Source organism: Latilactobacillus graminis DSM 20719 (assembly GCF_001436415.1).
GTDB lineage: Bacteria > Bacillota > Bacilli > Lactobacillales > Lactobacillaceae > Latilactobacillus > Latilactobacillus graminis.
Map to the genome: position 1 here is coordinate 131,909 of NZ_AYZB01000035.1, position 20,666 is coordinate 152,574.

The 20,666-nt window shown below is 38.8% G+C and carries 20 protein-coding genes; all 20 read right to left on the reverse strand.

Translation table 11 applies throughout. The annotated features are described in order from the left end of the window. Positions 1 to 183 (reverse strand): T7SS effector LXG polymorphic toxin (locus FC90_RS05735; RefSeq protein WP_201781111.1); only part of this gene is annotated, 183 nt, incomplete at its 3' end. Between the two features lie 90 nt (positions 184 to 273). Further along, the gene (locus FC90_RS05740) at positions 274 to 579 is read right to left on the reverse strand and encodes a DUF4176 domain-containing protein (RefSeq protein ID WP_057908312.1); all 306 of its coding nucleotides are present in this window, start codon (positions 577 to 579) and stop codon (positions 274 to 276) included. A 138-nt stretch (positions 580 to 717) separates the two neighbouring features. Beyond that, positions 718 to 1,215 carry a hypothetical protein gene (locus FC90_RS05745; protein WP_151886736.1) on the reverse strand — a complete coding sequence of 166 codons (498 nt, stop codon included), beginning with the start codon at positions 1,213 to 1,215 and terminating at the stop codon, positions 718 to 720. 120 nt (positions 1,216 to 1,335) lie between these two features. Then, entirely contained in the window at positions 1,336 to 1,635 is a 300-nt protein-coding gene (locus tag FC90_RS05750; protein ID WP_057908314.1) for a DUF4176 domain-containing protein, read from the reverse strand. Further along, the gene (locus FC90_RS05755; RefSeq protein ID WP_057908315.1) at positions 1,619 to 2,308 is read right to left on the reverse strand and encodes a hypothetical protein; all 690 of its coding nucleotides are present in this window, start codon (positions 2,306 to 2,308) and stop codon (positions 1,619 to 1,621) included. The genes FC90_RS05750 and FC90_RS05755 overlap by 17 nt, the downstream gene beginning before the upstream one ends. Before the next feature lie 102 nt (positions 2,309 to 2,410). Then, on the reverse strand, positions 2,411 to 3,082 hold the full coding sequence (locus FC90_RS05760) for a hypothetical protein (RefSeq protein ID WP_057908316.1): 672 nt from the start codon (positions 3,080 to 3,082) through the stop codon (positions 2,411 to 2,413). Beyond that, positions 3,082 to 4,482 carry a T7SS effector LXG polymorphic toxin gene (locus FC90_RS05765; RefSeq protein WP_057908317.1) on the reverse strand — a complete coding sequence of 467 codons (1,401 nt, stop codon included), beginning with the start codon at positions 4,480 to 4,482 and terminating at the stop codon, positions 3,082 to 3,084. Before FC90_RS05765 ends, FC90_RS05760 begins: the two co-directional genes overlap by 1 nt. A 1-nt stretch (position 4,483) precedes the next feature. Further along, complete coding sequence (locus FC90_RS05770; protein WP_057908318.1) at positions 4,484 to 4,762, reverse strand: TIGR04197 family type VII secretion effector; 279 nt, start codon at positions 4,760 to 4,762, stop codon at positions 4,484 to 4,486. A gap of 18 nt (positions 4,763 to 4,780) precedes the next feature. Then, positions 4,781 to 5,209: a YwqH-like family protein gene (locus tag FC90_RS05775; RefSeq protein ID WP_057908319.1), complete on the reverse strand. Its 429-nt coding sequence runs from the start codon at positions 5,207 to 5,209 to the stop codon at positions 4,781 to 4,783. Next, the gene (gene essC / locus FC90_RS05780) at positions 5,202 to 9,599 is read right to left on the reverse strand and encodes a type VII secretion protein EssC (RefSeq protein ID WP_057908320.1); all 4,398 of its coding nucleotides are present in this window, start codon (positions 9,597 to 9,599) and stop codon (positions 5,202 to 5,204) included. Before essC ends, FC90_RS05775 begins: the two co-directional genes overlap by 8 nt. A 13-nt stretch (positions 9,600 to 9,612) precedes the next feature. Then, positions 9,613 to 10,776: a type VII secretion protein EssB gene (essB, locus tag FC90_RS05785; RefSeq protein ID WP_057908321.1), complete on the reverse strand. Its 1,164-nt coding sequence runs from the start codon at positions 10,774 to 10,776 to the stop codon at positions 9,613 to 9,615. 45 nt (positions 10,777 to 10,821) lie between these two features. Next, the gene (locus FC90_RS05790; RefSeq protein WP_057908322.1) at positions 10,822 to 11,049 is read right to left on the reverse strand and encodes a hypothetical protein; all 228 of its coding nucleotides are present in this window, start codon (positions 11,047 to 11,049) and stop codon (positions 10,822 to 10,824) included. An 18-nt stretch (positions 11,050 to 11,067) separates the two neighbouring features. Further along, positions 11,068 to 11,529, reverse strand: coding sequence for a type VII secretion protein EssA (gene essA / locus FC90_RS05795; protein ID WP_057908323.1), 462 nt, complete (start codon positions 11,527 to 11,529; stop codon positions 11,068 to 11,070). After that, entirely contained in the window at positions 11,516 to 14,506 is a 2,991-nt protein-coding gene (gene esaA / locus FC90_RS05800; RefSeq protein ID WP_162258683.1) for a type VII secretion protein EsaA, read from the reverse strand. The genes essA and esaA overlap by 14 nt, the downstream gene beginning before the upstream one ends. A 77-nt stretch (positions 14,507 to 14,583) precedes the next feature. Continuing rightward, positions 14,584 to 14,874 carry a WXG100 family type VII secretion target gene (locus FC90_RS05805; protein WP_057908325.1) on the reverse strand — a complete coding sequence of 97 codons (291 nt, stop codon included), beginning with the start codon at positions 14,872 to 14,874 and terminating at the stop codon, positions 14,584 to 14,586. 413 nt (positions 14,875 to 15,287) lie between these two features. Then, positions 15,288 to 15,677: a biotin transporter BioY gene (locus FC90_RS05810; RefSeq protein ID WP_057908326.1), complete on the reverse strand. Its 390-nt coding sequence runs from the start codon at positions 15,675 to 15,677 to the stop codon at positions 15,288 to 15,290. A gap of 583 nt (positions 15,678 to 16,260) precedes the next feature. Continuing rightward, positions 16,261 to 17,664, reverse strand: a complete 1,404-nt coding sequence (sufB, locus tag FC90_RS05815; protein ID WP_057908327.1) for a Fe-S cluster assembly protein SufB — start codon at positions 17,662 to 17,664, stop codon at positions 16,261 to 16,263. Continuing rightward, positions 17,661 to 18,152 (reverse strand): Fe-S cluster assembly sulfur transfer protein SufU, encoded by a 492-nt coding sequence (gene sufU / locus FC90_RS05820; RefSeq protein ID WP_057908328.1) that lies wholly within the window; start codon positions 18,150 to 18,152, stop codon positions 17,661 to 17,663. Before sufU ends, sufB begins: the two co-directional genes overlap by 4 nt. Beyond that, the gene (locus tag FC90_RS05825) at positions 18,139 to 19,377 is read right to left on the reverse strand and encodes a cysteine desulfurase (RefSeq protein ID WP_057908329.1); all 1,239 of its coding nucleotides are present in this window, start codon (positions 19,375 to 19,377) and stop codon (positions 18,139 to 18,141) included. The genes sufU and FC90_RS05825 overlap by 14 nt, the downstream gene beginning before the upstream one ends. After that, positions 19,358 to 20,659 (reverse strand): Fe-S cluster assembly protein SufD, encoded by a 1,302-nt coding sequence (gene sufD, locus FC90_RS05830; protein WP_057908330.1) that lies wholly within the window; start codon positions 20,657 to 20,659, stop codon positions 19,358 to 19,360. Before sufD ends, FC90_RS05825 begins: the two co-directional genes overlap by 20 nt. Positions 20,660 to 20,666: the final 7 nt, after the last annotated feature.

Sequence of the window (20,666 nt, forward strand, 5' to 3'; positions counted from 1 at the left end):
TGGAATTTGCGCGCTATGATAGTAGTCCTTTGCATTTTCCGCACCAGAACCTTTAAACGAATCCATATCGACGAATTTTTGTCCGGAACCTTCGTAGCTTTTTAATTGGTTCCGGAGAGCTTTAATTTTAGGATTAATTGAATCAACTAACTCATTGAATTCAGTTGCGACGTATTTTCCCATATCTATCATCTCCTTAGTAAAAAACTTAATGTCTATGTATAGCACTCAATGACTAGATGTCATTGGGTTAATTGCCATTACAGATGATTTCTACTTTGTAATTTCTAATTTAGGGTACTGACTTGAAGCAATCAAGGTTGGGTAATCCGCTTCAAATTCTTGTTCTTGCGCATCACAATAGCCCACAAAGACTACTTCTTCAATATTTTCGTGATTGAAGAAGTAGATTTCATCAACATCAACCAAGCCTAATGGTGATACGACAGCCCCATAGTCTGCGTAATAAGTCGTGCCTGCCTGTTCTGTTAGCGCCCCGCGTGAGACGATTGTTAGTAAAGTGCCGTCGCTATCTTTTAAAGCGACGACTGATCCTAATGGTAAAATGACATCATTCATTATTTTTCTCCTTTAATCCTTTTTCTTGTATTTCTTTTACGGCTTTGAACCAACGATACCCATTATTAATCCATAAAATGTGAACGAAAATGAAAGTACAAATACTGGAACCAAACGCATATAATAATATAACCATAATCAGACCCCCACAATAATACTAATTGGTATAGCTTGCATAAGTATTGTTACAAAAACTATAAAAGAAAATACAATCCAATATTTCCCATATTTCGTATTTGGATTCGTTAGATAACCAGTTGATTCAATTGCATATTGAACTTGTTTCGATGTAGCTGGTCTTATATGCTTCATATCCATATACATAAACTTATTCATTAAATAGATTTCAATAGTTGAAAACAGTATCCAAAAGATTGTAAAAACGACACGCGACAGTACTGAATTAAATGGATCTTCTTTAATATGAAGCCATCCATGCGGTAAAATAAAGCCTAAAATAGCGATAATCGCTATTCCAATTCCTGTATATAACCAGACCTTAGCCCCATTCTGTTGACTGCCACTTGCCGAAATAATCGAACTTGATTCGCCAACATAAGCTTTCTTTTCTTTTGTATCCCAATAGACACTGCCTGACTTAGGTGCGTCACCTAACCAAATTATTCTTCTCATCATGCCGACCTCGAAATTAAAGTTTCTTTATTTGTAATAACTGCTGAACACCCTTGTTTCTATGTAGTAGAAACAAACGATTAATACGATAATTAATCGCCTGTTTCCGATAACTTAATTATTTTATTCTGTTTGCCCGCGTGTATACTGATCGGCATTATTTTGAATCCAATCATTTAGTTCAGCTTGTGCTTTTTCTTCTGTTGCATCTTCAAAACCACGATGTAAGATTTCTTGTATATCACCTTGATTAAAATAGACTAACGTCTCTTCTAGTCCGGTTGGGTACACAACTGCTTGATAGTCCCACAATATTTGTTTTTTTCCAAGCAACAATACTCGCCCAACAATCATCACCGGTGTTTCACCGTCATTTAAAATCACGACGCTTCCGATTGGTAAATACTTAGTTTGATTTGTCATTTTGTTGTACCTCCAAGTTTTTAATAATTTGTTCTAATTCAGGTACTGTGATTTCTCGACCTTGGTATTTGATTTTACGAATATAATACTTATTATTCTGAAGTGGTATATTTGCAAAGAAACCAGAAAGCCCAAAAAGAGCTCCGTATAACGGTAAACCAATAAAAGCTCGCCAATCCGTTATCTGCTTTTCATCAAAAGTTACTACTATAAAAAAAATGGCCATTATTATCATAAAAAGCGAAAAAAATATGTTCAACCAAGTTGCACGTATTGTGGGCACCAAATATAAACGCGGATATTCTTCTTTAAAACGATTTCCTAACCATAATTTACGCCTTAAAGTAAACCAAATAATCATCCCAATCGATCCAAATAAAAAAAGTGACATGTTAAAAATCCCCTGCACTACACCACTTATATTAACCGAATGTTGAACTAAAATAGCCGAAAGAATACCGCCAAGTCCCCAACCAATTGCAATTAAATCAAATTGATTTTGTTTGCTTTTCCTTAACATCCCTTTGCGTTCACCAACATAATGCCCTAAATAAATCATATTGAATGGCAATAAAAATTCGTACCATCTAGATTTTGGGAGAAACCCGTACCACTTATTATTGATTTTAGTTTCTGCGCCATACTTTCCACCACGAACACTAATAATCTCCATATTATGATTTCCCCTTTATCTTATCGTACGCACCATGATCATCTGCGTAATCCACTGCAATACTTGCTTCTAATTGGTAAATACTCAGTTTTATTTGTCATTCTATTGTGTCTCCAAGTTTTTAATAATTTGTTCTAATTCAGGTACCGTGATTTCTCGACCTTGGTATTTAATTTTACGAATTCTATAAAGTTGTTTGACAGGTACAATACTAAATAAACCAATTAATCCCATAAATGCACCATACAAGGGCATTGCAAAAAATATACGCCAATCATCTGTGACAACATTTGAACTATCAATTAACATAAAATATGAGACAATTAAATTAAATGCTGTTCCTAAAATGACAATTATCACTGCTTTTATTCCTGGTATTAAATAAATAACCGGTAAGGGGGCATTTAAAGTATTCAAATTTATTCTATGCCACTTTTTCTTTTTTCGGTTGAACCAAAAAACTACTAATATTAGACCTACTAAGTATAATAAGATTTTAAATAGATTCATTAAGAAAAGATTCAAGGTAACTGTGTGCGTTACTAATAATGCCGAAAGAATACTTGCAAGCCCATACCCCGTGAAATAATAATTACTGTTATTCTTATGAATTTCTAAAGGCGCCTGATATCGACCAACTTCATGACCCAATAAAGATATATTAAATGGTAACAAGAACTCGTACCATCTACTTCGAACAAGCAAACTATAACGAAGTCCATCAATTTCTAATGATAATGTATGTCTTCCAGGCTCTATTTTAGTCCATTTCATTACTTTACCCCTTTTGTGAAATCAAAAAGACCTTTTTGATCTCCATAATCTACAATTTTCCCAACACCGAAGGAAACCCCTAATGATAATCCAACAGCTGCCCAGCCAACAGGAGTAACAGAAACTGCTGCTAGTAAAGCCATCGCTCCTAGACTTAAACCAACTTTCGATGCTGTTTTCGCCCCCGAATATTCTGCCGCATGAATATCGTCTAATCCTTGTGCTTTCCCGGAATCATAGGTTCCTTTCGCATCCAAAGCAATCCCGACTCCGCCTAATAGCTTTCCGCCAGCCGAGAATGATTTTCCGATGCCATTACGTGCTTCAGCCGATACTTTTAGCGCTGAACCATATGCTTCTCGAGCCGTTAATCCTGCACCAAGTTTTGCACTCGCAACACTCTTAAACGTATTTTGAGTTTGTTTCAACATCCACGGCTGTGCAACTTCCTGTAGTGCATCTTTGGCCGTATCCGTACTCAATACTTGGCTCTTTAAACGTGTTAGGAAATCAGAATCATTTTCAGCAGTCTCATTAACTGCTTTAACCGTCTTATCCCAATCCTTTTGTTTAGCTTCCCCTAACTGACTGGCAAGGTATTGCTTGTAGAGCTGTTTTGCTTTTTTGCCTTTCACCGATTTTGGTGCGTGCGCCATTGCCTCTTCAGCTCTTGAAACTAATGCTTTATACTTCTGTTGACTCATATTTTTAGGTTTCTTAATCCCGGACTCTTTTTCCACCTCACTAACCGGTTTTGCGTTCCTTATCGCTGTTTTCAACATTGATTTCGTTTTACCACTATAAGCGGTAACGCCACCATGTTGCTTGCTGTAGGCAAAACCTTTGATAACCGTTTGAAAACTATCAGTCCGATTCTCTAGGCTTTCCCACGTATTTGCATTATCTAAACGAAAATCATCAAATTTCTCTTTGGCCTTTTTGACTTCTTTTTCCCACTCATCAAAGTGATCATTAAACGCCGACGGCTTTAACTTTTCAGCACGATCAGAACCAGATGACTCAATGGCGGCATTGATCTCGCGAATTGTTTGATCAAGCGCTTTTTTATTAGTTTTGCCTTTACTTAGATAATCCTCCAAAAAATCAGAATCATAAACAGCATTGGAATTTGCGTCTACATTATCTCGAAAATCATCTTGAATTTTCTTTGCCTTTTTTTGAATATCACCGACCAATGTACTGAAGGTTTTAGCGGCCGGAATTTGCGCGCTGTGATAGTAGTCCTTCGCATTTTCCGCACCAGAACCTTTGAAAGAATCCATGTCGACGAATTTTTGTCCGGAACCTTCGTAGCTTTTTAATTGGTTCCGGAGGGCTTTAATTTTAGGATTAATTGAATCAACTAACTCATCGAATTCAGTTGCGACGTATTTTCCCATCTTAGTTTCCCCCGACTGCATTCTTAGCTGCGTTATCCGCAGCCTCAATTTTTTCACCAATGGTAGTCATATCATCCGCAGCACTATTAGCGTATTCGCTAAATCCACTCGTTAATTGTGCTACTTCATCTAGAATTTTAATTGCGGGTTTTGCTGCATGAACATTGGTCTTACTTAATTTAACGTCATCCAACTTTATTTGAATCGCTGAAGAATCGGTCTTTAGCTGTTTGACGGCCTGACTATAATCGGACTGATTGTAACTAATTTTCTTCACCATGAATTTACCTCCTACTAACTAATCATTTAAATGCTTCATCTCGTTTGTTTTTGATGAAATTAGTTTTTTAAGTGCCGCCATTGTATTATTATGCGCATTAATCTTACCGTTCAAGCTGCCAATCTCGGCCTCTATATCACCTTTGGCATCTTCCAATTTATTTTTTAAAGAAGATAGCGATTTTGCCAAACTATCGATTGCTTCTTCGGCTTTATCTTTCCGATCGCCATTCCAATCATTTGTTTCTATCAAGAGCACTTCGTTTGCTTTACTTATTTCATCACTAAATGGATCAGTAAGCCGATTTAATTTCTCTAACGCCTTTTTCAGCTGATTTCTTTTAGCAGTATCAGTCGCTGAACTCGCAAATAAACTTCCGACTTTACTACTCATTTGAGCAATTTCACGACCAATCGCTGCTTGCTCCAATATATGATCTTTACCCATCTATCTCACCTCTTACATACTGCATTCGATCGAACGATCCACGCAGATTAATCGTTGCCAAATTCTCAGGCAACGCTGGTTCACGACTGTTCGTTGAACCATCCATAATACTGTTTTGATCAACCGCACGCATGGTTGCCATGCTGCCGCTGATTCGTTTTTTAATTTCATACTGCGCCGTTTCTCGACCACGTTTAAACCACGCAAATTCATCAATTAGGATAAAGGTGTTTTCAGTATCTAGTAAATCGGCTAATAAGTTAGCTTTCACATTACCAATCTCATCAATATCCGGTTCAATATTTGTTGCGCTGATGAACGCTTCTGTATGATTAATGACAATTGTTTGATTCGTTATTTGATCATCAATTAACTGATCTAATATATTTTCTTTGAAGTCAACCACATCAGCTTGATTTTGTCCGTCAAATACGAGTGCTGATTTAGCACGCTCTGCAAGTGTCATCAAACCACTAACCATTAACTGATAACTAATATCTTCAGGTTGACCGAAAACAATCATATTTCCCGAAAGCATAATCGGTTCAACAGTCGTTGTATCTAACCCTAGTGGGAAGTCACCAGCAGTAAACGCATCTTCTACACCTTCAAATTCAATGAATGATTCAACATCTAGCGTATCAGGAATCATCGGAATTTGTTTAGGACGCTTACCCGTCCATTTTTCGTTCATTGTTTTAATTTCTGCTGTAATATTATCCAACACTTCTAAGTCATCAGCACCTCGAACTGGTAAAGCTGTTTGGAACTCAACAGCTTCATCGAGCTTGACTAATCCAGCGCCTGGTCGATCTTGAGGCACTAATTTGGTTCGTCCAACAACACCAGAAATGTCTCCGACTTCAAGTAAACTTAGCATCAATCGATGTTTCAAGGTAGAGGATAAGTTCGAGCGAATAGCAGCGGTTCGATTAGCGGTGAGAACAACGTGGATACCTAGCCCTAAACCTTCACGTCCAATCTGAATCATTAATTTATTTAATTCATTCTCGTAACTAACATCTTTCATACCATCATAGCCATCCAACACGACAACAATTTCAGGTAAACTTTCACCGGTTGCACGTTCATATAATGATAAATTTGCGACGTTTTTCTGCGCTAATAATTTTTTCCGTTCCTTAATTTTTTCTATTAACTTCGTCATTAGCTTAGTAATCTTCTCTTCTTCATCTAACCGGAAGAAATCCGCCGTATGCGGTAATTGCCGTAATGGAAGCAAACCATTGGTGCCAAAATCCATTAGGTACAAGTGTAGTGTTTCAGGGGTATGCTTATGTGCCAAATCCAAAATCATAGTTTGAATGAAGGTTGACTTACCATAACCAGATGAGCCATATAACACGACATGCCCGTCAGACAAGTTTAGTTCTAGTGGCCGTTGATCCTGTTCAGCCGGAATATCCATCAAGCCAAGTGTCGCTACTAGGGGTTGCTTGGCCTTTTGCCATTGACTAGCAAAATCAGTTTCAGTTAAATCAGCCAAAAAGACCCGATCTTTCAAAGCAGGCAACCAGACCTTTGTTGGACGAACATAGTCACCTTCATTGAAAATATGATTGATTTCATCGATCACAACGTCAATTTGTTTTTTGACTTTTTTGGTAACCTTCTCTGATCCTGTATCATCATTTTTATTCAGTTTATTATATTGGCCCCATTCATTAATGTTATAAATAGCCAATTCTTCCTCTGAATTTTCTTCCTGATTAGGCTTATAATCCGCACCGGTGTAGGCTGTTTGGAATAATTCATAACGCTCATTATTCCCAACTTGTAGATAGCCACGCCCAGTTTCTACAATATCTGCTGCATCAGGTGTTTTTAACATTTCTTTTGAATCGGCTGCATCAGCCACCTTCAAGGCAATTCGGAATCGAGAATTAGCCCAGATTTGATCATTAACAACCCCGGCAGGTTTTTGAGTGGCCAATAATAGATGGACACCTAACGAACGCCCAACACGCGCGGTCTGCACTAACGCATCCAAGAACTCAGGCACTTGTGACTTAAGCTCAGCAAATTCATCTGATACCATTACTAAGTGAGGGATTGGTTCAGTGGCATCCCCAGATTCTAGTGCCTTGTGGTAATCATTAATATTGGCAACCCCGACAGATGAAAAGACACGCATCCGCCGTTTCATCTCGGCATCAATCGATGTCAGTGCGCGCATTGCTGCCGCACCATCTAGATTAGTAATTGCCCCGACAGTATGTGGGAAGTACGCTAAATCATCCGCAAGCGCCCCACCCTTAAAGTCAATCGGCAAAAAGGCGACATTCGTCGGCTTAAAATTAACCGCGAGTGAAGTCATTAAATCTTTAATCACTTCGGTTTTACCAGATCCGGTCGTTCCGGCCAAAAGACCATGCGGGCCATCTTCTTTTTCATGAAGATCTAGCTCGACAACATCGTGATCAGCCCGCCAACCAATCGGTACGGCCATCGACTTTCTAGGTTGGTTATTTTCCCACCGGTCTTTAATCGACAATTCTTCAACATGCGTCACATCATACATTTGCATGAAATCCAACATCGATGGAATAGAACTTTCTAAATTTAATTTATGATCGATCGGTGCCAAATAACGAGCAAACAATTCTTTATCGACATAGTCTGGGACATGATCTAATTTAAATTGCTTATTCTTGACAACACCATCTTCCATAACGAGCACTCCAGTTGTACTGTCCAGTACATCTATCACCGTTTTAACATTTTCTCGTAAGGAACTACGTACATCAGCAGTAAAAATTAAGCTGACGCCTAATTCCTGTGGATCCTCTTGTAAGTATTCCATAATGACATGGTCCATAATTAATTTTTCATCAGTTACCAATATCACTAACCGTGGTAAAAATAACGGCTGTTGATTACGACTGGTTTCACTTAATGCATTTTTTCTTTCTTTCAACAAACTGTAAACTGAACCCATTACTTGATCGCGTGTTCGCTGGTTGTAGACAAATCCACGAACATTAATGTCGTGAAGTTGGCTATGTGGTAGCCAACGCATCCAATCCCAAAGTTGCTTCTCTTCTTCTGGAAAAATTGTCACAAATTCTACGTCGTGATAACTTTGAAAAGTTGCTATTTGCAGCACTAATAATTGTAGTTGTTCTAAAACAGTTTTTCGTTGTCCAACATACCCGACTACACTGCTGTTTAATGTGCCAATAATTGGCATGTCTTTTAAAGTGCGACCTTCATCGAAAACCCGCTGAGCCATCTTACCAAAAACCGTTTTAGCTGTTTCAGGTTTTGCTTCAAATTTTAATTGTGATGAAGATTCTTCTTCACCTAATCCCAATCGATAAGTTAGAAAATCAAATTGTTGTGGTGTTTTTTCATATAACCTTGAATCGGTGACTGCCACCATTTGGTTTAAAACCGAAATATCTGGATAATGATATTCTTTTGCTTTACGTTGCTTAGCATTTGCTTCATTAATTGCTAAATTACGTTCATTTAGTATTTGCTCATATGCTTCAACAGCCTGATTTTCTTCCTTTTCACGGATTTTTTTATCTTTAAAATATTTACGGATTGAAATCGCAGTTGTGACTAACGTGACAGACCCTGTAACTAAAACCAATAACCCACGATGCATAAAAATCGCCATCGCAATTGTTGCCCCAAAGCTTAATGCTGGTGGTAGAATTAGCCCTGCCAAGCCATCATCATTTCGTTTAGCTTTTGCTGGTGGTTGCGGTACAGTTAACTGTTCATCTGGACTACGTAAAATAAGTCGTGGTGATCGCCGATACGCTGGATAATTATCGGGCTTATCGTACACTGATTTTATTTGACCATATGGAATTTTAGACTTAATGCTTATCTCCGCTGCATAAACCCATAGTTCTTTTTCAAAAATTCTAATTTGCGTTGTCCCGAAAGTAATCGTCTGACCGCTGTCTAGAACAAAATTAGTCCCCTTATCAAGCAGTCGTCCCATTGTGTAGAGCCCATTGCCTTGAACAATCAACTCCCATTTATCAGTAACCGCACTTCGTTTCAGGAGAAAACCACCGATAGTTGTATCTTCAACAGGTATATCTGCCAATTGAATCGCCGCACCTGTTTGACCAGATACCCACAGTTCGGTCTTATCTTGAATCCAAAATACTTGTCGGATTATGTGCATAGCACTAATCGTAACCCCTGAGCGAGTGAATCTTTCGCCTTCTGCATTCAAAGTGTCAATTTCTTGTCCATCTTGTAAAATAACAGCTCGATCATCACTGACATGAATCATCAAGCGATTTAATTCTTCAGGGAATTCTGACATAACCTCATTTAACTGATAATCTTCATCACTGGTCGGTAAATGCATTACCCTATTTTGGGCATAAACGTATATCTTCATTTGTTTACTCCTCTTATTTATCGTTTAATGCCTTTTTTCGTAATTTATAGTACTTATCATAGCTTTTTTGTAAATCGTTCAAGCTCTTTTCACGACTAGCACCTGACTTATTGGGATCAGCCTTGATTTTAGCCATTTTTTCTGTAATTGCGTATAAAATCAAGTCATTATCTTCAGTCGTTTTAGCTGTATCTAACGCTTCACCTAGCTGTCCACGACCAATTTCAATCCAGAAGTTAAGATAGTTTTTATTAGAATTCAGACTAATATTATTTAATACTGCCTCGCGCTGCTTATTTGATAATGCGGCACTCTGCACATAACTATAAGCAAGTTCATACCGTTGTGTCATTGGTAGTGCGCTTTCTGACACATCCGTCAATTCTTTAGTCACGTCTGAATAATTCTTCTTTAGAAATCCCGTTGTTGCGCTTGAGAATGAATCTTCTCGAGGTTGTAAACTAAATTGCCAATAGCCAACAACTGCTAATAAAATCAATGTTGCAACAGTCATCCAAATAGTTGCCTGTTGATAAACTCGATATCGTATTTTTGAAACAACTCTCTTTTTGCTATCTTCATCTGCTTTTAGCGTAATCAATTGCTCTGCTAAAATATGATTTAAATCGTCATAGTCATTAGCTGAAATAATTTTTTTAATTAATTTTGACCCACTAGCGAATTTATACCCACCCTCAGCTAAATCATCAAATTGACCTTTACCATTGATTAAAATAATTAATAAGGACTTCAGTTGACTAAATAATAATTGATCATCAAAGTCGACTGGTGGCATCACTGCTCTGATTCCCCGATAAAGTATGATGGGATCCTCTGTTGAAGAAATCATAATATTTTCTGGGTGTAAAGTTGTTGCATAGACAGAGTTTTCTAATTCCTGAACAACCAACAATTTCTGCGCTAATTGTAATTTATCAATTAATCGCCATTGCTGAACATTACTAAATAGTTTAGTACCCTCATCTAATCTATATTTAAAATGGTAATTATCATGAACTTTAGTAAAAACTTGTTCTGCAAAAAATGCATATGGTTGCCGAATCATTAACAAAACATCATCACTATTCTGTCGAATAGCTGACTGTGGCAAAACTAATTCAATATCATCATTCTCATGTAAGAATTCTACAACCTGATTGCCTAACTTAAATCCCATATTTACTTACTTCCTTATCTTTAATATGTATGCAAAGCCAAGTAACTAGCTTTGCAAAATTAATATATTCCCGCTTGCAACCTTATCTGCCGTCAAAGCATCAAACGGGTAAAATTCTTCACCATTCGTTTGGTTAACAAGTATCGGAAATTCTGGTTGATCAAAATCATATGCACTACCTAACATTGCTACCAATTTAGAAGTCTTAATATTTAATGGTACTCGAATATCATAATTGGCTTTTTCATTTAACTTAATCGTAATATTTATCATGATTGACCTCTATTTCTTTTAATCGCGTCGCCTTAATAAGACAGATGCGCCACCACCAGCAGTAATCGAAAGCCCACTAAATAACGCCACTATTCCTGAACCACCATTTTGCTGCTTACTACTTCTAGTTGTTGAAGTTGATGTAGCGGCCGTCGCAACATTCAAGTCCGTTGTTTTAGGCACTGTCACTTCTGTCTTTGTAGCACCTTGTGTAAATAACTTAGTTTGTTTTGCTTTCATTAACGTTTCTTCTTTTTGATGATACTGCTTAATATGTGTCTGATCGGTAGGATTAAATAATGTTTCAGCCCCAACCACTGTTTGCGTATGTGTTTGTTCTTGCTTATCTGTCGTTAATCGGTCTGTTGCAATGTCTAATTTATTATTGACTAGTGCTTGTTCTGCTGCAACATACTGAGTTTGAACTAAACCCACGATTGGCAGCAATAGCAACAGTAATAAACATTTAGCTTTCTTCATGTGGTTTCCTCCAAAATACAACACGACTTGATATTAATGCCCAATCAAAGTGATAGATCAGTAAATTAATACCAAAAACAAAAGCAACTACAACGCCTAACCGGACTAACATTGCAAGGTAATCATAATTACTAATAACAGCAACCATTACCCGATTAATGAAAGCTATTGGATTCACTACTAAACTAGCTTGCAGTAGATTATCTTGAACTTGCATATTATTTCCAACTAACGCTGTAAATATATAACTCAGCATAAACAATAAGCCAACACCTAACCCTACTGTTTTGAATTGTCGTGCTAAATAATTATTGATTTCTCCAAACAAAATGCTAGAAAGAATAATCGTTAAGACAAAAATGGGCCACTCAGACTTTTCAGTTATTAGTTGTTGCCCCACAACCAGCGCAAACCCAATGCCTAGTACAAGATGAATCAATATATTCAAGAATACCGAAACTAAATTTCTGAAAACAAAATGACTCTGTTCATCTCTTTTCCGATTTCGTACAGATAACAAATCAACAGAACGCATCGTAAAGGATAAGAACAGGCTAACAACATATAGTATGACTAACCAACCAAACGGATTAAATGTTGATTGCTTACCAACAGAAACGGTCTTTGAATCACTGTTAACCGGATTGGCTAAAAATTTCAACATATTTTCATTTTTAACGCCATTTTGGTGTGCGTTATTCAAAACATTTGCGAACTGATTTGAAAAACGGTTATTGTTTTTCAAGCTAGTTGTAAAATCTTGTTTAACTGTTGTAACCGTCTTGTTCAAATTTTCACCATCATCAGTTGCTTTTGAAACTTGTTTTTTAAACGCTTGCATCGTCTGTGAAGTTGCTTTAGCCTTATCCACCTCTGAACTACTTGTTTGCTTCAATTCTTCACTTTCTTGCAGATACGTTGTCATCTTTTCACCGTTTGTTACTAGCATTTGATTAAACGTTTCTTGTAAGGTTTGCGTTTCTTTTTCATTTTCTAATAACTCTGTATATATCTTTTGTAAATCAGAGAGTTGCTTAGCCTGTTGTTGAACATTCGTTTGAACTACTTTTGAATCACTGATCAGTTGTGTGTTTTGCTTATTCAACTCCGTCATTAGTTTGGTTAAGTTGTCTGAAACTTGATCTTCATTAATCGCTTGAACCAATTCATCAACAGTGAATGGTGTCCCATCATCCATTAAAAGTGGCTTATCTTCACTTAACCCCAAACTATTCAATACCAGAGTTGAGCCAATCTGATTAACGTATTCTGTTAATGGCATCGATAGCAGTCCATTCACAGCTTCAGGTAAATCTTGATCGTTCATGATTGCTTCATTTTCGTCATTCTTATTGGTGAAATTTTGTACGTTAGCTAATTCACTATTATAGATACCTTCTGTCTTAGACGTAAAAGCTGTGTACGCACGATACTTCAACGTAACATCATTTGAATGCTGTTGTAATGCCCTTTGATATTGCTTGAACAGCTCTATCAATTGTTGTTTACTTTCGTTTGGCTGCGATGAGCTATTAGATTCCGTTGTACTTGGATACATCAATTTTAATTCATCATCAGTAACTGACGAATTATAGCTATCAATTGTTTCTTTGAGTGAATGAATACTTGTCTCAATGTTTAACAAACTATCTATTTGTGATTTATCACGATCAATTTTTGCCTGTCCTTTTAAGCTTTCAATTATCGGCGAATCAACCGTTGAAAATGGTAATAAATCAATTCTTTTTTGAATAATCTTTACTTTTTTCCGGTTACGTTCATTTATCATATTGGCTAATGCTGCTACTGCATTATCATTCAGATCAGTTTCTTCATGGCCGTCAAGTTTATATTTAATTAGATCTCCCAGTGTAATTTGTTCGGGATTTTCTGATCCAATTTGTGCCGCAACTTGCGCCGCAAAATTATCTTTTAGTGTTTTTACACTCTGAATAACGGTATTAGCCTGTTGATAGTTTTTTTGTTGTACCTTATCCATCCCTGTTATGCCAGCCTGCATATTTTTAACAGCTAACGTTAAATTCAAATCCGCCTCGCCTTCGCTTAGATTTTCTTTTCCAGATATACTATTTTTTAATGATTGGCTAGAGTCTTGTAACGATTCCATGGCACTATTGATTTGATCTCCTAAAATATCAGGTGTCATTGCTTGGATAGCATCGTAAAACTGAGCTGTTGTTATCTTGTTATTAGCATGCTTATCAAGCAAATCAGTGAATGATTCAGTTCCTGCTGTACCCGCATCATGAACTGTATTAGCAGACTTACCTAAATCTGTTAGCGCACCTTGCAATCCTGTATTTGTATCGACTGTTGATTCCATCTGCGAGCCCAATACAGGAAATATTGATTGAAAATTTTGTACGGGTTCTGTTAATTTACTATTGAACTGATCGATATTTTGAGAATCGTTTGTCACCAATGTAGAAACATTACTTTGTGCGGTATAAAGGTTATCTAAGACACTTGCAAAATAAACATTTACTAACTGTTCGTTTAATTGACTAACAACCTTTTGACCAACTTTTTCTGCCGTTGCTTTAACATTTGTATTGGCAGAATCTGCAACTGAATACGTTACTTTAGCAGTGTCGGGATTAGGATTATTAATATCCAATAATTTCTCGGAAAAATTTGTCGGAATTTCAATCATCAATTGATAATCGCCATCTTTCAACCCAACATTTCCAATCCCTTGGCTAACAACGAACCACTGATTTCCTTTCGCCTTTTCTGCCTGAGTTGTATAATTTTGACCCAAATTCACTTTCTCATTATTCAATGTCACGCCTAAATCCTCATTCACTAACGCAATATTTAAATGAGGTGTTGTATGACTATTCTTTATACTTTGCGTTTGATTTGACTGATATAACGTATTTAATTTCAAAGCACCTACAATCATCACCCAAGCTGTCAATAAAGATATAATGATTACTCCTATATGTCGTTTCATCTGCATATTAATCTCCATATTATCCATAATAAAAAAGAGGTGAACTTTACATGTCCGCCCCTTAAGCTACTGATAGATTAGTTAATTTGGTTTGCAATGTCGTTGTCAGTATTTTCAATAATCTCAGCGACTTTCTTCAATTGATTATTAATATCATCCATTAATTGAGCGAAATCTTGCATTTTTGGTTTTAAATCTTCAAATTGTTGATCAAATTTATCAAAAGCATTCCCTTCCCAATTTGAACGAATATTTTCTTGTTCTTGAGATGCATTCTGGATTAAATCTAAAACATCTTGATTAAATCCCTCATATTTATTTGCTGAGGCACGTAAATCTTCTGGGGTTAACTTAATTGTATTTGCCATAATAACTCTCCTTTATTTTATGAAGTTATACTATATTTATATAACTTTATAATATTATGTTACCAAAAATTCCATTTAATGGCAACCCCTTAAACTAATTTTACCCTATTTTATCAAATGGTATTTAATTTATCCCCGTTAATCGCACTCTTCAAGATAAATTAATTTTCATTTTTCTTATATTTTAGTTATTCAAACTTACTTAAGTTTAAAAAATAATATAAACTTCTATTTTAATTTTATTTTAAAACTATTTTTCATTTATGCATTATTATATAAACAAAGAACCATAAGATATATAAGCCCAAAACAGCATATCTTATGGTTCTTTTCATTTAAATATTTATTTTCTAAAATCACTCTTTTGATTGATTCGACTGGCAATCATCACCACCAAGCAACACTTAATCATTTCACGGCACAAAACCAAGTTGGATAATACTTGCTAGCACATTGCCGCCAAGTAGCACCCAGTTCGATTGCCCAAATAGTTGCTGACTATAATGAACAATGGGCACATAGACGATAAAATCTATCAGATAGCCGCCGGTTGGCCCGACTAACACTGCGGCACCACTCGCATAATTTGCAAAAATCGGTAAACCGAACATGCCTAACAAAAGATACCCCCGATAGCAAGCCGACTGAACTGCCATGGCAATGTGGTCCCAATCACCCCCGACCGCGAGGGTTTGGAGAGTCACTGGGACTAGCAAAATCGGTAGACTAACCTGGGCGCTGACGATCAATAACGCCAAACGCATCCCGACTAAGCTAACTTTTCTGGCAACCGATTGTAGCATTGAAATCAGCTCCCCTCCATAAAGTTAATTTTTTGACCGACTGCCACGTGGGCCCCGTTACTTAGCACGATCGTCCCATCTGTTAAAAGTTGTGTAATAACAAGACCATTTTGCATTTGAAGAAGTAACATTATCAAACGAAACATCTTTTTCTAGAACTGTTAGGTTAAATTTTAAGAAAATTCCGACGCTTTTTTGAAATTCAGAATACTTAACTAAGACTTCGTCAGCGGCTGCTCTTGCGTTTCTAACGCTTAATACCGAATAGAACTAGTTCATCATACGTGTCCTTAAACGCTCCTAATATAATAGCTACAAATATTATTGGAAGTCCTATAGTTGGTAATAATATTGTTATATTTCATTTCTAAAAAACTTTCAATTCCTGTAAACAGAACAAGTAACAAAAGTAACCCTGATAAAGTCAAAAATAATTTTCTTTTGAATTTCAGGCGTCTATCTAATCTCATCTATAATTTAATGAGTTCATTTTAAAATATCCTTTATTATTATGTTATCACAGATAATTCTAAATTTTAAAAAGGCTGTAACCCTATATTCATCAAGGGTTACAGCCTTTTTATTATCCTACAGACCCTTCCATTTCATAACTAATCAATCGATTTAATTCCACCGCGTATTCCATTGGGAGTTCCTTGGTGAATGGTTCGACGAAGCCCATGATGATCATTTCGGTTGCTTTGGCTTCTGAGATGCCACGGCTCATCAGGTAATAGAGTTGTTCTTCAGAAATTTTAGAGACTTTGGCTTCATGTTCCATTGAGACGTTACCGTTTAGAATTGTGTTGTACGGAATCGTATCGGAGCTGGAGCGGTCATCCATAATAATCGTGTCGCATTCCACATGAGCAAACGAACCATCACTATCGCGTTCAAAACGAACAGTCCCGCGGTAATCAACGGCCCCGCCATCTTTGGCAATCGATTTTGAAACGATTGACGAAGACGTATTCGGTGCGGCGTGAATCATCCGCGCGCCACTGTCTTGGTCAACGCCTTCGCCGGCGACGGCGATTGAGAGCATAGTTCCACGGGCACCTTCCCCATCAAGGTAGACACTTGGGTATTTCATAGTCATCTTTGAGCCGAGATTCCCATCGACCCATTCCATTGTCGCATTTTCTAACGCCTGAGCCCGTTTGGTTTCCAAACTATAAACGTTCTTTGACCAGTTTTGAATGGTCGTGTAACGGCAATAGCCATCCCGTTTCACGAAGACTTCAACGACCGCTGCGTGCAAGCTATCACTTGAATAGCTCGGTGCAGTACAGCCTTCAACGTAGTTCACGCTGGCGCCTTCATCGACAATAATCAATGTCCGTTCGAATTGACCGGAATTTTCGGCGTTAATCCGAAAGTACGATTGGATTGGGATATCCGTCCGCACACCTTTGGGGACATAAATGAACGTGCCACCTGACCAAACGGCCGAGTTAAGCGCTGAAAATTTATTATCGGTTGGTTTGACCAACGTACTGAAGTATTCCTGCACAATTTCAGGATATTCGCGCAAGCCGGTATCCATGTCGGTAAAAATGATGCCGAGTTTTTCAAATTCTTCACGCATATTATGATAAACCACTTCTGATTCATATTGCGCACTGGAACCCGCTAAATACTTACGTTCAGCTTCAGGCACCCCTAAGCGATCAAACGTTGCTTTGATTTTATCGGGAACATCTTCCCAATCGCGGTATTGCTTATCCGTTGCCTTTTGATAATACAACATGTGTTCTAAATCAAGGTCGGATAAATCTGGTCCGAAATCAGGCATCGGCATCTTTTCATAAGCGTGAAACGATTTTAAGCGGAAATCTAACATCCATTGGGGTTCTTTTTTCTCACGCGAGATGGCGCGCACAACGTCTTCCGTTAAACCGCGCCCAGTTGAAAAGACGGGCTGCACATCATCGCTAAAGCCGTAGTCGTATTCTTCAAATTGAGGCATCGTTGTCTCTTCTGTCATTGATTAGTTTCCTCCGTTTCTGCATGGTTCATAATTTGACCGGTTGTCGTACGTTGGTCATCACTCTTTAAAGCTTTGTGGAGGGCCTTCCAAGCCAAAGTCGCGCATTTAATTCGCGCGGGGAATTGTTGCACCCCTTGTAAAATCGCGGCATCTTCTAACAATGACCAGTCTTCATCACGATCACCAATCATCATATCTGAAAAGCGCTCGATCATCGCTTCGGCTTGCGCCGGTGTTTTATGCATCACGGCATCGGTCATCATGCTAGCAGAGGCCTGGCTAATCGTACAGCCTTCCCCTGAAAAAGCAATCTGACTAATTTGGTCGTCTTCGAGCACCAGCTCCAGTTGCAACACATCGCCACAAGTAGGGTTGCGTAATTCAATTTCATGATCGGCAGTCGTCAAGTGACCATGATGGTGCGGATGTTGTGCATGATCGAGAATGACCTGCCGATATAAGTTATCTAATTTAGAGAGTGCCATTTTGGAAAAACTCCTTTGCTGCTTGAATGGCGGTCACGAACGTTTCCACGTCCGCTTCGGTATTGTAGAGGTAAAAACTAGCACGCGCGGTTGCCGCAACGTTCAACCATTGCATCAATGGTTGGGCGCAATGATGCCCAGCACGCACGGCGACCCCTTGCATATCAAGCGCGGTCGCTAAATCATGCGGATGTAAATTATCGAGATTAAAAGCGATCACACCGGTGCGTTGCGCGGCATCTTGTAGGCCATAAATCGTCAGGCCGTCAATTGCTTGGAGCTTCGGTAAAGCCATTGTGACTAGCGCTTGTTCATGGGCTTGGATATTCGCCATCCCAACTTGCGTTAAATAATCAATGGCGGCCCCTAAGCCAATCGCACCCGCAATGTTCGGTGTACCGCCTTCTAGGCGCCACGGTAATTCTTTAAACGTTGCCGCTTGTAAGCCCACAAAATCAATCATCTCACCACCATATTCAACGGGTGGCATTTGTTCGAGTACCGCTTGCTTGCCATAAAGCACGCCAATTCCGGTTGGTCCGAGCATTTTATGCCCTGAAAAAGCGTAAAAGTCGGCATCAAGTGCTTGCACATCAACGTTCATATGCGGCACGGCTTGGGCGCCATCGACTACCATGTAACCGCCTTGGGCATGTACTAAAGCCGCAATCGTTTTAATCGGATTGATGACCCCGAGCACGTTAGACGCATGCGCCAAACTAACAATTTTCGTCTTAGGCCCAATCACCTGCTGCGCTGAATCTAAATCAAGCCGGCCATCTGGTAATAAATCAATGTAGCGCAACTTAGCGCCCGTTTGCTGTGCCAGTTGCTGCCACGGCACAAGATTACTATGGTGTTCCATCACACTAATCACAATTTCATCGTCTGCTTCAACCACGGTCGGACCAAAACTACCAGCCACCCAGTTTAAACTTTGCGTCGTCCCTTTTGTGAAAATCACTTCGGCACTTTCCGTAGCATGGATGAAATTCTGCACCTTCGTGCGCGCTGCTTCATACTGGGCGGTTGCCCGCTCAGCTAAGGTATGCACGCCACGATGGACATTTGCATTGTCATTTTGATAATAAGCCACTAGCTGGTCAATTACCGCTTGTGGTTTCTGGGTGGTCGCTGCATTATCTAAATAAACGAGTGGTTCATCATTGACAATTTGCTTCAAAATCGGAAAGTCACGCCGATAATCATTTAGCTGATTGACCATCAATTAACTTCCTTTCAATCGTGTCCGTTAATTGCTGACGCACGTTTTTATCGGGAATTTCACTCAGCACAGCGCCTAAGAAACCGCGAATCACAAGTCGCTGCGCCACTTCTTTTGAAAGACCGCGACTCATTAAATAATACATTTGTTGTTCATCGACGCGCCCAACACTGGCAGCATGACCAGCTTGCACGTCATTTTCATCAATTAATAAGAGGGGGTTCGCATCGCCACGCGCTGTCCGCGATAACATTAACACGCGGTTTTCTTGTTGGGCGTCGGCACCCTTGGCCCCTTTTAAAATATGCCCAATGCCGTTAAACGTTAATGTCGCATCTTCTAGAATCACGCCATGTTGCAAGATGTGGCCAATTGATCGCGGTCCGACATTCGTCACGCGCGTATCAATCCCTTGAACCTGCTTACCGGTGGAGATAGCGACTACCTTGGTTTCAGCATGCGATCCGGCGCCAACTAAGTCGGAATCAAAGTCACCAATGATATTGCCATCATTCATTGCGCCTAATGCCCAATCAATTCGTGCATCGCGCATTAAATGGCCCCGCCGATTCAAATAAGTCGTTACGGATTTTCCAAAAGCATCAACCGCTGAAAAATGAACGTGACTGTTTTCTTTGGCAATCACTTCCACGACAACATTCGCCAAGTTCTTTTGGTCACCAGCTGTTTGGAGATTTTCAAGATAGCTAAATTCACTGTTTTGTTCTGCGACCACCAGTACGTGGTGAATAAAGTCAGCCGGTTGGGTACTGTCTTGCACATAATAAGCCGTAATCGGTTGCTTAATTACTACATTTTTAGGCACATACAAGAAAAGCCCACTATTCATCAAAGCCGTGTGAAAAGCCGTTAAGCGATCTTCATCCGGTTTCACGGTGACTTGCATATAATATTGTTGCACCAAATCAGGGTGCTCTTGTAACGCGGTAAAAATATCGGTCAAAATCACCCCTTGGTCTACCGATTCTGCCGGTAAATTCAACTTGACAGTTGTCTGCCCAATCTGCACCACATAGGGTTGATCAGCTTCCAGGTTGGCCGCCGCGCCTGGCATCAAACTTGAATCAGATTTAATAGCTGTTGGCGCACTTGCCGCCATCACTGGCCAATGTTTATAGTTAATTTTTTCAAAAATAGGTAATTCGAGTTGATCAATTTGCGCAAACGCTGCTTGACGCATTTCAGCAAACCAGGCCGGTTCTTGATGCAATTGTGAGAATGACGCGATTTGTTCGGGCGTGATGGCTAAAGTTTTCTTCATCAGAATC